This is a genomic window from Quyinboa mangrovi (assembly GCF_042219825.1).
Lineage (GTDB): Bacteria > Bacteroidota > Bacteroidia > Bacteroidales > UBA5342 > JBHJHP01.
In genome coordinates, this window is the sequence record NZ_JBHJHQ010000002.1 from 527168 (window position 1) to 542534 (window position 15367).

Consider the following 15367-nt stretch of genomic DNA (forward strand, 5'->3'; position numbering starts at 1 on the left):
TGTGCCCTTGAATGAGAGAAAATAACTGCTTCGTTGATATATCTCAATTTATTAAATGATTAAAATCTTTAACACATATTAAAACATATATTTTATAACATATTTGGTTAACTGATGTTATCAATTATGTGTGCATTAACCAAATAATACTAAATTTGTGACTCAATTTTAAGTATATGTTTTTCTTTGGAGCATTTTCAACACTATTACCATATGTCATCATCGCCGTGATCTACTCGGTGTTTATGATAACATTATCTGTTGAAAAGCACAGTAAATCACATGTCGAAAAGGTTGAAGCCAAAAGCATCTATATGGAGTCTTCTGAACAGGAAATATCAGAAGATACCATTCATTATACAGATGTACAATATGCGATGTCTGAGGTTATCAGTATAACAGGATTGGATTATGTACTTCCGGTGTATACAGGTAATTTCAGTCCACCAAAGAACAGGGACTACTATGCTGATGAAGCATATGATGATTTTTCCTTGTTTCCAAATCCACCTCCAATATTTTCATAATTCCGGATTGCTGAATTATTACCGGTTCAATATACCCGTATGGATATTGTAATAGCCGGCTGGTTTTATGAATTTTCAAATTTTTTATTAATATTTCTATAAGTCATGATTGGTGTATTAGGAATAAACCATAAGACAGCGAACATTGAAATTCGCGAGTCGTTTTATATTGCTGAGGATGAGGTGATACCATTATCAGAACTTATTATAGATCAAACCGACGTCAAAGAGATCGTCATTTTATCCACCTGTAACCGGACCGAAATTTATTTCTACCGTGACAGATCGTGTAAGAACAGAACCATAAAACAAATTGTCGAGATCCTCAAAGAGTTTAAACACATTGAAAAGGATTTCAATAATTCATTTTACGTATACATACACGACGAGGCTATCAAACACCTGTTTGAGGTGGTTTCAGGAGTTGATTCACTTGTTCTAGGAGAGAATCAGATTGTAAATCAGGTGAAAGAATGCTATCTGAGAAGCACCAAAGCGGCCCTTACCGGAGCCATACTGATGCGTTTATTCCAGAAGTCCTTCGAAACGAGTAAGAAAGTCAGAACCAAAACAAGAATACAGCAGGGAGCCACATCTGTAAGTTATGTAGCAATCGACTGGTGTTACAAAAGACTCGGTGATTTATCCCAGAAAAATATTCTTTTAATCGGTACCGGCGAAACAGGGAAGATCGCTTTAAACTATTTAAGTGATAAGGGAGCCAAAAACTTTTATATGGTGAACCGCACCTACGAAACAGCAGAAAAATTTGCCAAACTGTATAAAGGAAATGCAATCCGCTTTGAGAATTTTAAAGAGCATCTTCCGGAATGTGATATTGTAATTACAGCAACAAGTGCTAAAAATCATCTGATTACTAAGTCTGACGTTGAAAAATACATTAACGGCAAACCAAATATCTTTGTAGATCTTTCTGTTCCCAGAAATATTGATGATGGTATAAAAGAGTTGCAGAATGCAGAAGTTGTTTCTGTGGATGACCTGCAAGGGTCAGTGGATTATACCAATAAAATGCGCTTCGACAGTCTGGATAAGGCCAGCACGATCATCAGGGAAATGACAGATGAATTCAAGGAATGGTTCGAACACAGACGATTAAGGCCTGTCATCAATTCCATTACAAAGAATATCAATACCATACAGAAGAATGAGATTGAAAATTCCAGGAAGTTTTATGGTGATGACGAAATTAAATTGATGGATGAATATGGCGAACGTCTGGCTCAGAAATATGCCAGGAACGTGATCAAGCAGTTGAAAGCCTTATCAACAAATGAAAAGGATGACAGCATCATAGAGAAAGTTCAGTCTTTATTTTTATTTAATGATTAAGGCATTTGTTTATGCAACTTGAAAAACTGGTTATAGGTACACGGGGAAGTCAGCTGGCGCTTTACCAGGCTAACTATATGAAGGATATCCTGTCAAAAAACTTTCCTGAGTTACTTGTTGAAATTAAGATTATTAAGACCAAAGGGGATAAAATACTCGATGTTTCGTTATCAAAAATTGGCGATAAAGGGCTTTTTACAAAGGAGCTGGAGGTTGAACTGATCAACGGTACAATCGATATTGCCGTGCATAGCCTGAAGGATATGCCGACACAGCTGCCCGAAGGTCTGAAACTGGCAGCCGTAAGCGAACGGGGTGACATTAACGATGCCCTGGTGAGTTTTACCGGCAAAAAACTAAAAGATTTAACTCCGGAAGACCGCGTTGCAACATCAAGTCTGAGACGCAGGGCGGGACTACTGAATTACAATAAAAATATTACCATTGTCGATATCAGGGGGAATGTAAATACAAGGCTCAAAAAGATGGAAGACGGTTACTGCGATGCCATGATTATGGCCTATACCGGACTGAAGCGCCTCGGACTGGAAAAGCATGTGTCGGAAATTATTTCTCCCGATATTATGATTCCGGCCGTGAGCCAGGGAGCCATCGGCGTGGAGACGGTCACCGGAAGACCCGAACTGGATGCCGTTATGCAGCAAATAAGCAACGAAGACACATGGATATCCATCACTGCGGAGCGCGCATTTATGCGTACCCTGGAGGGTGGTTGCCAGGTTCCTGTGGGGTGTTACACCGAACTAAAAGAAGGCCGGTTAACCCTGAAAGGCTTTGTTGCATCGGTGGATGGTTCCAGGTATATTTCGGAAGTTCTCTCCGGAGACGCAGCACAGGCTGAGAACCTGGGAATTGAGCTGGCAGAAAAACTCATCGAAAGGGGTGGTAAAGATATTCTGGACGAAATAAGAGTGAATGGATAAGCGTTCATCTGTACATAGTGTAAGCACTAAAGCAGGAGAGAAGGTCTTTATCTCCACACGGGCTGAAGGAAATTCAGAAGCCCTGAAACCATTGCTTTCCGGTTCCGGTTATGAATTGCTGGAATTGCCGTTGATCCAAACGGTACCGGTTGAACCGGACCAGGGTGCCGGCATCATTCCGGATCAGCTGCAGTCGTATTCATGGCTTGTTTTCACAAGTTCTAACGGGGTGAAATACTTTTTTGATCGCCTGAAAACGGCTTTGCCCTCAGGGCTTAAAACGGCCGTGATCGGTGATAAAACTGCGGAGGCACTGAAGGAATACGGCACAGAACCGGACTTTATCAGTAACACTAAGGATTCTGTTCAGTTCGCAAAACAACTGAAGCAACAGGTATTACATACGAACGACAAGGTTTTGTGGTCAACCGGAAAGCTGGCTGACCAAAAGTTTACGGATGAACTCGATGGGTTCTGCAGCGTGACACGGTTGGATTTGTACAACACCATATCGCCGGATTTTGCAGACAGCCGTATTAAAGAGCGTGTTATTCAGGGGCATTATAAACTGATCCTGTTTTACAGCCCTTCGGCGGTGCATCATTTTGCACCACTGTTTAAAAAAGATATTGAAATGAATGAGGTCAGAGCAGCCTGTATTGGAAAGGTGACAGCCAAAGCCTGCAGGTCGCATGGCATAGAACCGCTGGTGATTGCCTCTGAACCCAAATCTGAAACACTGATTGAAGAAAGCATTACATACAACGAACACAAAAAACAATAAAATCATGGCATTTCCTGTAACACGATTGAGAAGATTAAGAAAAACACCGGTGATAAGAGATTTGGTACGCGAAACCAAACTTACCCGGGATGATCTGATCATGCCTCTGTTTGTGAGGTATGGCAAAAACGTAAAGAACGAAATTGCATCCATGCCGGGCAATTACCAGATGTCGGTTGATGTGCTGACAGAAAGATGTAAGGAATTGTATGATAAAGGGGTAAAATCTGTTTTACTGTTTGGTATTCCGGAACATAAGGATGAAACCGGCGAGGTCGCCTGTCATGATCACGGCATAGTGCAGCAGGCGGTTCATTCTATTAAAAAAGCGGTGCCTGATTTGTATGTGGTTGCTGACATCTGCAACTGTGAATACACAACACACGGGCACTGTGGAACACTGATAGACGGTGATGTGGATAACGATTTCACCCTGGTGACCCTGGCAAAACAATCCGTATCACTTGTAAAAGCCGGTGTGGATATGGTAGCCCCAAGTGATATGATGGACGGCCGTGTAAAAGCCATTCGTGAAGCGCTGGATGCAGCGAATTTTCAGAATACACCCATCATGTCGTATTCGGTGAAGTTTGCTTCGGCCTACTATGGACCGTTCAGAGATGCTGCCGAAAGTGCACCGAAATTTGGTGACCGTAAAACCTATCAGATGGATCCTGCCAATCGCATGGAAGCCCTGCGTGAAGCGGAGCAGGATGTGATTGAGGGCGCTGATATCCTGATGGTTAAACCGGCATTGTCCTACCTCGATATTATCCGCGACGTTAAAAATAATTTCAATCTGCCTTTGGCAGCCTATAATGTGAGCGGTGAATTTTCAATGGTCAAAGCAGCGGCAGCCAATGGTTGGATTGATGAGGAAAAGCTGACCATGGAGATGCTGACCTCCATTAAACGGGCAGGTGCCGACATCATCATATCCTACTTTACACAGGACATCATTGAGAAACTGTAATTCAATCCGACGAAAAAACTGAAAACAATGCAATTTGACAAAAGTATAACAGCATTTGAAAAGGCTCAGGAAGGCATGCCGGGCGGTGTAAATTCACCGGCAAGGGCCTTTAAAAGCGTAAAAAGCAATCCGGTATTTATCAGCAATGCCAAAGGATCCAAAATCACGGATATCGATGGTAACACCTACATTGATTATGTGGGATCGTGGGGCCCGATGATACTGGGTCATGCGTATGAACCGGTCATTGAGGCGGTGAAGGAAGCTGCGATGCGCGGTACAAGTTATGGCGCTCCGACTGAAATAGAGACCACCATGGCGGAACTGATAAAAGAGATGGTTCCGTCGGTGGAGATGATCCGGATGGTTAACTCAGGAACCGAGGCTACCATGAGTGCCCTACGCCTGGCGCGTGGCTATACCGGACGCAACCTGGTATTGAAATTCGAGGGCTGTTATCACGGTCACGGCGACAGTTTTCTGATTAAAGCAGGTTCAGGAGCGCTGACGCTGGGAACACCAGATTCACCCGGTATTACGCCCGGAACAGCACGCGATACCCTGATGGCAGCCTACAACGATCTGGATGCTGTGGAGAAGGTATTTGCTGAAAAAGGAAAAGACATTGCCGCCGTTATCCTTGAACCTGTTACCGGAAACATGGGTGTGATAAGGCCTAAAAAATCATTCGTTACCGGACTGAGAAATCTTTGTGATACGTACGGTGCTGTGCTGATTTTCGACGAGGTGATGACAGGATTCCGCCTTTCGCGAAGTGGCGCACAGGGCATTTGTGGTATTAAACCCGATTTAACTACTTTCGGTAAAATTATCGGTGGTGGTCTGCCTGTAGGCGCCTACGGTGGAAAACGTGAGATCATGGAGCAACTTGCACCTCTTGGACCGGTATATCAGGCCGGAACACTGTCGGGAAATCCGCTGGCCATGACAGCTGGTTATGTCACGCTGAAAACACTCAATGACAAGACTGAACTGTATGAAGAACTGGAGAAAAAATCCGATCGTCTGGTGACCGGCTTCCGGAACAACCTTACAGAACTTGGAATTCCGGCGGTTATCAACAGGGTAGGATCCATGTTTACCGTGTTTTTTACACGCAATGAGGCGGTGAGCTCATTTGCCGATGTGCAGACCTGCGATACCAGCCTGTTTGCGGACTATTTTAACGGTTCACTGCAGCAGGGCATCTATTATGCACCATCGCAGTTTGAGGCCGTTTTTGTGTCTATGGCGCACAGTGACGAGGATATTGAGATGACTATAAAAAAGAATTTTGAGGTTATGAAAGGCCTGAAAAAATAAGATATATGGATAAACCATTGTTGCTGAAAACCCTTCACGGAGAATATACCGAACGTCCGCCAATCTGGTTCATGCGACAGGCCGGCCGTGTTTTACCGTCCTACCTGACATTAAAAGAAAAATATTCGTTCTGGCAGATGATGAAAGATCCGGAACTGGCGGCTAAAGTCACACTGTTACCGGTAGAAGACCTGAAAGTGGATGCAGCCATCCTGTTCTCCGATATCCTGGTGATCCCGTATGCCATGGGGATGGGATTGGACTTTACAGATGACGGGCCGCAGTTTGATGAAGCACTGATACAAAAAGCAGATCCGCTGGCAGCATTACATCCTGATCCGGAAAAGTTGCAGTACATCTACAATGCCATTGATCAGATCATTGAAACCAAACCGGCATCAATTCCACTGATCGGGTTTTGCGGCGGTCCGCTGACGGTTTTATGTTATATGCTGGAAGGGCTGAGCAGCAAGACAGGTTTTGCCAGTGCTGTAAAATTCATTTATGAAAATAAAGCCACCACAAAAAAGCTGGTGGACGCCATAAAAGATCTCACCATAATTTATGCCCGCAACCAGGTAAAACATGGCATCAGTGCATTTCAGCTGTTTGAGACGCATGCCGGCCTGATACCGTTCAACTTGTATAAGGAGCTGTTCTTACCCATGGTCAGGGAGGTGGCAGCAGAACTTAGGCAGCTGAACATTCCGTTCATCTATTTCCCAAAAGATGTGGGATCAGGCATAAAAGAGATCACCCCGGATTATTGCGATTTTCTGAGCATCGACTGGCAGACGCCGATTAAAACGGCACGCGAACTGGTTCATCCTGAAATTGGATTGCAGGGGAACATTGATCCGCGCATGTTGTTTGGCAGTGAGGATGAAATCGTGAAGGTGCTGGAAGAATATGTGCTATTTGGCCGGGAGAACCAGAACTGGATTTGTAACCTGGGGCACGGGTTTATTCCGGGAATACCGTATGAGAAGATAAAATTTATGACAGACTGGCTGCGCAATGCAGACTGGAGGAGATAGAAGATGAAAGAGATAAGTGAATTAATTGAAAAATATAACGCACCGGTACCACGCTATACCAGCTATCCCCCGGCAAACTTTTTTAACGATGCGGTGGGCGAAACGGAATATGTTAAAATGATTGAGCAGTCAGATGCCGATAAAAGCAACCTGATTGCCTTTTATATTCATGTGCCGTTTTGTAAAAAAATCTGTTTTTACTGCGGCTGTAACGCCTGTACCATCCGGAACGATGATGCCGTGGATGACTATTTCACGACGCTTCACAAGGAGATAGACAACATTATTGCACAGCTGGATAAAAACCGCAAAATATCACAGATACATTTTGGCGGTGGTACGCCTAATGCGGTCGACGTAAGTTACCTGACGGAGATAACCGGTAAGCTGCTGGGGCAGTTTCAAGCCATTGAAAAACCGGAAATTGCCATTGAATGCAATCCGGCATACCTCGACAATACCTACATTCAAAAGCTGGTAGCGGCAGGTTTTAACCGTTTCAGTCTGGGTATTCAGGATTTTGATACAGAGGTATTGAAGACGGTGAACCGTCAACCATCGGCTGTTCCGGTTGAGGAGCTGGTGACATATATCAAGTCGCTGTCTCCCGGAATTTCGGTTAACCTGGATTTTATTTACGGCCTGCCGGGACAAACTGTGGAAAGCTTTACTGAAACCATCAGAAAAGCAGCGGCTATTCGTCCGGATCGCCTCGTCACATTTTCATATGCCCATGTGCCATGGATGAAAAAACATCAGCAGATACTGGAGAAAAAGGGCCTGCCGGGACCCGGTGAAAAGATGGATATGTTTCTGGGTTCACGCGATATTTTGCTGGAAGCCGGTTACAAGGCTATCGGTCTGGATCATTATGTGTTGCCTGAAGATGAACTGAATACGGCACTTGAAAATAACATGCTGCACCGCAATTTTCAGGGTTACTGTACCAAACGGACTACAGGACAGGTTTATGCCTTCGGTGTGTCGGCCATCAGTCAGCTGGAGAATGGCTACACCCAGAACGTTAAGGAAATTAAACAGTATAAAGAACTGATAGAAAACGGGAAACTTCCGGTTGAGAAAGGATATGAACTCACAGATAATGAGGCGATTGTGCGCGATGTGATTACGCAGGTGATGTGTAACGATGAGTTTGACATGAATGCATTTTCAGCACAATATGGCATTTCACCGGATCAATTCCTGGAGATCACAGGGTTTAAGGAAGAGCGTTTATCCGAAATGATCAGCGACGGATTAATTCAATACGGCGATCACAGGCTGCAGGTGAACGAAAGTGGAAAACTGTTTATCCGTAATCTGGCGGTACTGTTTGATCCGGCCTATAAAAGCAAACCCATGCAATATTCAAAAACGGTATAATATGGATAAAAGCAAATCTTCATACGCAGTAATTGGCGGCGGACTGACTGGTCTGACGCTGGCTTTTTACCTTAAAAAATACGGTAAGGACGTCACCGTTCTGGAACGCGATGTGCGTGTTGGTGGTGTGATCAACAGTGTGAATGAAGATGGATTTTTGTTCGAGACCGGGCCGAGTACGGGTGTGATTGGTGCACCGGAGCTGGTCCTGTTGTTTGATGAATTGAAAGATAAAATAGAGGTGGAGACGGCGAATGCAGAGTCTAAAAACCGCTGGATCTGGAAAAACGGTAAATGGCATGCCTTGCCTTCCGGTCTCGGTTCAGCCATAGCCACACCGCTGTTTTCCATGCTGGATAAATTCAGGATACTGGGTGAACCGTTTCGCAAGCCCGGAACCAATCCCGATGAAACGGTAGCTGACATGGTGCTGCACCGTCTGGGCCGCAGTTACCTTGATTATGCCGTCGATCCGTTTGTTTCGGGTATTTATGCCGGTGATCCGCACAAACTGGTCACACGTTTTGCCTTACCGAAACTCTACCGCCTGGAGCAGGATTACGGCAGTTTCATTAAAGGCTCCATGGCAAAACATAAGCTGCCAAAAACAGAGCTTGAAAAAAGGGTGTCCCGCGAGGTATTTTCCATTAAAGGCGGACTGAAAGAGCTGATTAAAGCACTGGCCGAAGCCATCGGACAGGACAACATACTAACCGGATGTAAGGATTTAAGTGTACAGCCGGATACCGAAAAATACACCATCACCTTCACAAATGGCGAAGGGAAGAAGGTGAAAAGGACATATCACCAGGTGATCACCACGGTTTCAGGCAATAACCTGCCGGACCTGTTGCCTTTTGTGGAAGCAGCTACTATGAAGGATTTGTCGAATGCCCGCTATGCCAAAGTGGTTCAGGCTATTGCCGGATTCAATGCCTGGAAGGGGATCAAACTGAATGCCTTTGGTGGACTGATCCCGTCGAAAGAAAAACGCAATGCCCTGGGCATCCTGTTTCCGTCGTCTATTTTTGCCGGAAGAGCACCCGAAGGTGGCGCTGTGATTTCACTATTCATGGGTGGATCGCGCAAACCCGAAATGGTGGATATGTCCGACGAAGAGATTAAAGAAATTGTGCTGAAAGAGATACGCGAAACACTGCAGTGCAGTGAAAAACCGGATCTTTTGAACATATACCGGTATCACCATGCCATACCGCAGTACGAAGCCAGCACGGCGCAACGTCTGGAAGCAATAGAGACCGTACAGCAGCAGTATCCGGGACTGATCCTGGCCGGAAACATACACGATGGCATTGGGATGGCCGACCGCGTAAAGCAGGCCACAAATTTAGCATTGAACCTTAAAGACTGATCCGGGTTATAATTGGTGAATGTTTTTAAACTCTCCATACTTTGAAAAACGGTGAAAAGATAAAAGAGGTGTACCGGATGTTGCACCATAACATCTGCAGTGTTTTGGAAGAGGCTGACGGAAAAGGTGTTTTTGAGGACCATCCGTGGGAAAAGGAAGTTGGTTCAGGCCTCACCTGTGTGATGGAAGGTGGTAACATTATTGAAAAAGCCGGGGTCAACTTTTCGTACGTAACCGGGCCGGTGACCGAAACCATGAAATCGCTGTTCCATCAGGAAGCCGAAACATTTCTGGCGACCGGCATCTCATCCATCATTCATGCTTCCAATCCCTTTGTTCCAACCATACACATGAACGTACGCTATTTTGCCCTCGATGACAAGGCAGAATGGTTCGGTGGCGGCATCGATCTTACCCCCATGTATGTTGATCCGGAGGAAGCAGCATGGTTTCACAACGAAATAAAGGCAGTCTGCGATAAATATAATCCGCGTTATTATCCTGATTTTAAGAAATGGGCAGACGACTATTTTTTTCTGCCTCACCGCGATGAGACACGGGGAATCGGGGGCATATTTTTCGATCACCAGTCGCCCGATCAGAACAACGACCTGGATGACTGGCTAAAATTTACCTCCGATCTGGCTAAACTTTATCCGCATATGTATGCTGAACTGATGGCAAAGGATGGTTCAAAACCGTTCGGTGCTGAACAGAAAAAGTGGCAGAAACTCCGCAGAGGACGCTATGTGGAGTTCAACCTGATGTACGATCGGGGCACAAGGTTCGGACTGGCCAGTCAGGGCAACATCGAATCCATCCTGGTCAGCATGCCTCCCGAGGTGGACTGGGACTTTAATGTTCAGCTGCAACCCGGCTCGGAAGAGGAAAAAACGGTGGGTTTTCTGAAGAAGGGAATAGAGTGGACGAATTTAAAGACATAAGACGCAAGACACAAGACGCAAGATTTGCGATCATGACATCCTCCTGGGTTACTGAGTAGTCCTGATTTGGCAGGACGATACAGTAATAAAATGACTCTGAAAGGGTCACATATTTGTAGCCCGGGGTAAATGAGCGAAGCGAATGCCACCCCGGGAATTGAATGCAATGTTTATCAAGGCCGGGGAATGTGATCGCAAATGAAATAAAGACGAGGCACGGCCGCATATAATTACGAATTGCGAATTTGAAATTGCGAATTGAGCTTTTTTTGTAAGCATTTGAATTAAAGTTGGTAATTTGCATTATTGAAGCTGTTAGCGTGTCCTCCTTTGGAAAAGGAGGTGGCTTCGGATCATTGGATCCGAAGACGGAGGATTTTATTTGAAGGATGTAAAATATGACATACCAAGGCCAATTATCAATAGCTCCGGTATCGAATTACCGACGTAGTGCGGACACTACGCCCAACGATGGATATTGATTTTAACACAATCACATCATGAAACATAAAAAAACTGCACTGCTCATTGTAAACCTGGGAACGCCGGACAACCCGGACAGGGCCAGCGTGCGCCGTTACCTTACCGAATTTCTGAACGACCGCCGTGTAATCGATATTCCATGGCTGCTGCAGAAAATGCTGGTTAACCTTATCATCATTCCGTTTCGCGTAAAAAACTCCACCCGCTTGTACCAGCGCCTTTGGACCGACGAAGGCTCACCTTTGCTCATCAACCTGATGAAGCTGGCTGTGAAGGTACAGAAACTGAAAGGAGAGGAGGTGCAGGTATTTGCAGCCATGCGCTATGGCAAACCGGCCCTGACCAAAGTGCTGAACGAAATTCACGATAAGGACTTTAACGAGATCATCGTCTTTCCGCTCTTCCCGCAATATGCTTCTTCCACCACCGGTTCCATTTTCGACCTGGTGTTTACCGAAGCCAAAAAATGGCAGGCCATGCCCGGCATCCGTTTTATAGATCAGTATTACGATCATCCGGCATTTGTCGATGCCTTTTCCAAACGCATTGCATCTTACGAACCGGAGAAATACGACCATGTCATCTTTTCGTATCACGGCTTGCCTGAACGGCAGATCAACAAGATCCATCCGCAATACCAGTGTGCTGAATGCGACTGTGTCAACAATTTTCCGGAACAGGGTACCTATTGCTACAAAGCCACCTGCTACCAGACTACGCGTTTGCTGGCCAAAGCGGCCGGATTAAAAAGCGACCGGTATTCCGTTGGTTTTCAGTCCCGCTTATCCAAAAACTGGCTGAATCCCTTTACCGATGAGCTCATCAAACAAAAGGCTAAGGAAGGTGCGAAAAACATCTTAATCACGGCACCATCGTTTGTGGCGGACTGCCTGGAAACCTTTGTGGAACTGGAAGTAGAATACCAGGACCTGTTTAAGGAACATGGCGGCGAAAAACTCACCCTGGTGCACAGTCTGAACGACACCGATGACTGGGCGAAGGCCATTGTGGAGATTGTGGAGAATACATGAGGGGCATTGATATATATTGTCCTTTATAAGCGGCCTGTTAAGTATATCTATAATGTTTGTCCGGGTTTAAATTATTGAGATAGGATTCGATATAGTTCCATGTTTAGATAATAATGATGTCCTTCAATGTCCTTTTTTTCTAAAATACGCATTTCACAAAGTTTGTTTAGATAATCTCTGGCAGTATTCTCAGCATATAAACCAGCTTCTACGAGGTGTTTTACCTTTGTGAAAGGTTGAGTAAAGAGTGCTTCTAACAAAGGCTCTGGTGTTCTGATTTTTCGTTGATCTTTTTTAATATATTCAAGAATAGAATCCTTAGCTGAGACTATGTCGTTGATTTTATAATAAGTGATGTTGGAAGTATATTCAATAGCTCTCATCATAAATAAAAGCCAGTCTTTCCAATTTCCTCGTTGTGAAATACCCATGAGTCCTCTGTAATAGTCATCTTTATGATCAAGGATGTAACGGCTCAGAAATAATATTGGAACATCCAATAGCTTTTTATGTGTAAGATAGTTGATATTGAAAATTCTTCCTGTTCTGCCATTTCCATCACGAAACGGGTGGATAGCCTCAAATTGATAATGGGCGATAGCCATTTTTAGCAAATGATCAATTCTGTACTGCTCATCATCGTTTAAAAAGCTTGTCAGATTATCCAGTTTCTCTATAATTAATGCCTGGCCTCTGGGTGGTGTATAAATTACCTGGCCGGCATTTGGCCCGGTGCCAGCTTGTTTTATCGTAGTATTGGAAAAATCAGGTCGGATTTCATCTGTCGTTTGTTTTATTTCCTGAAATACTTTTATAAAATATTGTCGGTTAAATTGACCGGTTTCAGTTAGATAGTTAAATCCGGACCAAAGAGCTTCGCGGTATCTTAATACTTCTTTTGATGCACTTTTAGTTTCCGCGTTTTTATCGCTAAATGCTTTATAAAGTTCATCATCAGTTGTAAAAATATTTTCTATTTCACTTGATAGTTTCGCTTCCTGTAAGCTTATTGTGTTAACTAGCAATCCTTGATTCGGTATAACTGCACTTCTACCTTGCAGTCTCGCTAAAGCTGCTTTTGCCCCTCCAAGTTTTTCAAGTATCTCAATTGTGTGATATAGTTCTTTTTTTAGCGGTAAAGGTGGTAGGTCATTCCATGGAGTATCCCGGTTTGGATTTATTTGATACAATAATTCAGACATTAAAAAGTGTATTTATTGATGTTTGCATTGAGTTAGACATCAAATATACGAGATAAAATGGAATAAACATTAAAAAATTAGAAAATTAATGTTTGGTGTGATTCTGACCTCAAAAACTTAATGTACTTTACATCCAGACATTAAAAAATAAAAATATTCCATTGGTTTTAAGTCCCGCTTATCGAAAAACCGGATGAATCCTTTTACCGATGACTGGGCCAAAGCCATAGTGGAGATTGCAAAATAGCTTAAATTTATATTGTTCCCGCAGACCTGATAGCTATTTGGAGCGCAGATGTTTTACGCTGATTTTCGCAGATATTTTATAATGATTTAGTAACTATTGCAGGCTTTGAATTATTCACCCGGTTACTGGCAGTAAAATGACTCACCCCGGACCTGAGCATCAACTTGCTAACATCAAACTGACCCCTCTCTTTTTCTTCGCTTTGCTTAGAAATAAAGAGGGGTAGACAATTATACATTGTGTTACTTATAGATGTAAGCCAGATCGACCCTGTAAGGGTCATATATTTGTAGCCCAGGGTAAGCGAGTATAGCGAGCGTAACCCTGGGTAAAGGAATGCCAATCAAATCAAGGCCGGAGAGGATCACCCCAAATGAAATTAAAACCATGCACGGCCGCACGTCCAAACGAATTGCTCCCTGATCTAACGACAGATGTTACCGTTTTTAATCATCTATGGCCTGCCCAACCAGTTGACGGAATTTCCAGCCGGTATCATCAGGGCCACTGTTTTGGGTCTGTTTAAACAGAATACCAATGACATTTTCTTTGGGATCGGCAAAATACTGTGTGTTAAAATAACCGCCCCAGTCAAATGTGCCGGCACTGCCTCTACCACCCATGTTCTGCCCATCCTGGTTAAGCACGCCGAACGCAAGTCCGTAATACGCACCGGAATTTCCAAGCAGATCACCAACCTGGTTCGCCATAATAACTTGCACAGTAGTTCTGCTTAAAAGACGCTTACCGTTAAACTCCCCTTTGTTTAAATACATTTGCAGGAAATTGGCATAGTCTTTTACGGTACTGGAAAGACCGGCACCACCCGAAAAAAACATCCTGGCACCTGTAGTCGGATAGTCCGGGTTATAATATGTGGTATCTGTGAACCGCACCCATTTATCATCTTTTTTAGTCTGAACCGGTACCATCCGTCGTTTCTTTGAATCCGGTAAATAAAAGTAGGTATCCTTCATTCCCAGAGGTTCAAAAATTCGTTCTTTAAAGAACTGATCCAAAGGCATCCCGGATATAATTTCAATAAAATAAGCCAGTACGTCGAGCCCTTCGCTGTAGGTGAATTTCTCACCCGGGTCATGATGCAGTGGCAGTTTTGCCAGCTTTTTAATATTATCTTCTATGGTCACCGCTCTGTTTGAGAAGGCGTCAATAATTCCTGCTTTCTGATAAATCTTTCTAAACTGATCGTTATCTATAAAGCCATATCCTATACCTGATGTATGTGTTAGTAAATGGCGAATTGTTATGGGTTTATTTGCCGGTCGGGTGGTATAGCTGGAGTCACTGTCGTTAAAAGAAACAAGGACCCGGGCATCTTTAAATTCAGGAATGTACTTTGAAATGGGGTCATCCAATCTGAATTTACCTTCTTCCCAAAGCATCATAACAGCCGTAGATGTGATGGCCTTGGTTTGTGAGGCGATACGGAAAATGTCATCCCGCTTAAACGGTTGCTTGCTTTGTACGTCTGCCATTCCAAAGCTTTTGTAATAGACAATTTTTCCATTTCTGGCAACCAGGGCAACAGCACCGGGAATCTGGTTTAGGTTCATGCACTCCATCAGCATGTCATCTATGCGTTCCAGTCTTTCTTCAGACATACCGGCACTTGCTGCTGTGGCTTCTGAAAGCGGAGGCGTTGAAAGGATTGATTTTGTCTGCGCGAATCCTGAAACTGTAAGGATAATTGAGAATAAAATAGTGATGGCATTCTTCATAATTGAATATTTTTATAGATACAAA

At 44.0% G+C, this 15367-nt stretch carries 13 protein-coding genes; 11 read left to right on the forward strand and 2 right to left on the reverse strand.

What is annotated here, in order from left to right:
* Positions 1–176: 176 nt before the first annotated feature.
* The 11 genes from ACE1ET_RS05495 (at position 177) to hemH (ending at position 12154) form a co-directional block, all read left to right on the forward strand.
* Positions 177–527 carry a hypothetical protein gene (locus ACE1ET_RS05495; RefSeq protein ID WP_375727361.1) on the forward strand — a complete coding sequence of 117 codons (351 nt, stop codon included), beginning with the start codon at positions 177–179 and terminating at the stop codon, positions 525–527.
* A gap of 105 nt (positions 528–632) precedes the next feature.
* Positions 633–1880, forward strand: a complete 1248-nt coding sequence (gene hemA / locus ACE1ET_RS05500; RefSeq protein ID WP_375727362.1) for a glutamyl-tRNA reductase — start codon at positions 633–635, stop codon at positions 1878–1880.
* A gap of 11 nt (positions 1881–1891) precedes the next feature.
* Positions 1892–2824, forward strand: a complete 933-nt coding sequence (gene hemC, locus ACE1ET_RS05505) for a hydroxymethylbilane synthase (protein WP_375721054.1) — start codon at positions 1892–1894, stop codon at positions 2822–2824.
* Complete coding sequence (locus ACE1ET_RS05510) at positions 2817–3608, forward strand: uroporphyrinogen-III synthase (RefSeq protein WP_375727363.1); 792 nt, start codon at positions 2817–2819, stop codon at positions 3606–3608. Before hemC ends, ACE1ET_RS05510 begins: the two co-directional genes overlap by 8 nt.
* Before the next feature lie 4 nt (positions 3609–3612).
* Positions 3613–4581, forward strand: a complete 969-nt coding sequence (gene hemB / locus ACE1ET_RS05515; protein ID WP_375727364.1) for a porphobilinogen synthase — start codon at positions 3613–3615, stop codon at positions 4579–4581.
* Between the two features lie 27 nt (positions 4582–4608).
* A complete protein-coding gene (gene hemL, locus ACE1ET_RS05520; protein WP_375727365.1) occupies positions 4609–5904 on the forward strand; it encodes a glutamate-1-semialdehyde 2,1-aminomutase in 1296 nt (431 codons plus the stop codon).
* A gap of 5 nt (positions 5905–5909) precedes the next feature.
* Positions 5910–6941 carry a uroporphyrinogen decarboxylase gene (hemE, locus tag ACE1ET_RS05525; RefSeq protein ID WP_375727366.1) on the forward strand — a complete coding sequence of 344 codons (1032 nt, stop codon included), beginning with the start codon at positions 5910–5912 and terminating at the stop codon, positions 6939–6941.
* A 3-nt stretch (positions 6942–6944) separates the two neighbouring features.
* On the forward strand, positions 6945–8324 hold the full coding sequence (hemN, locus tag ACE1ET_RS05530) for an oxygen-independent coproporphyrinogen III oxidase (protein WP_375727367.1): 1380 nt from the start codon (positions 6945–6947) through the stop codon (positions 8322–8324).
* Between the two features lies 1 nt (position 8325).
* Positions 8326–9696: a protoporphyrinogen oxidase gene (gene hemG / locus ACE1ET_RS05535; protein ID WP_375727368.1), complete on the forward strand. Its 1371-nt coding sequence runs from the start codon at positions 8326–8328 to the stop codon at positions 9694–9696.
* A gap of 41 nt (positions 9697–9737) precedes the next feature.
* Positions 9738–10640 carry an oxygen-dependent coproporphyrinogen oxidase gene (hemF, locus tag ACE1ET_RS05540; RefSeq protein WP_375727369.1) on the forward strand — a complete coding sequence of 301 codons (903 nt, stop codon included), beginning with the start codon at positions 9738–9740 and terminating at the stop codon, positions 10638–10640.
* Positions 10641–11140: 500 nt separating this feature from the next.
* Positions 11141–12154: a ferrochelatase gene (hemH, locus tag ACE1ET_RS05545; protein ID WP_375727370.1), complete on the forward strand. Its 1014-nt coding sequence runs from the start codon at positions 11141–11143 to the stop codon at positions 12152–12154.
* A 71-nt stretch (positions 12155–12225) separates the two neighbouring features.
* Here hemH and ACE1ET_RS05550 read toward each other — a convergent pair whose 3' ends face one another.
* Both ACE1ET_RS05550 and ACE1ET_RS05555 read right to left on the reverse strand, forming a co-directional pair.
* The gene (locus ACE1ET_RS05550) at positions 12226–13356 is read right to left on the reverse strand and encodes a Fic family protein (protein WP_375727371.1); all 1131 of its coding nucleotides are present in this window, start codon (positions 13354–13356) and stop codon (positions 12226–12228) included.
* Between the two features lie 693 nt (positions 13357–14049).
* Positions 14050–15342, reverse strand: a complete 1293-nt coding sequence (locus ACE1ET_RS05555; RefSeq protein ID WP_375727372.1) for a serine hydrolase domain-containing protein — start codon at positions 15340–15342, stop codon at positions 14050–14052.
* Positions 15343–15367: the final 25 nt, after the last annotated feature.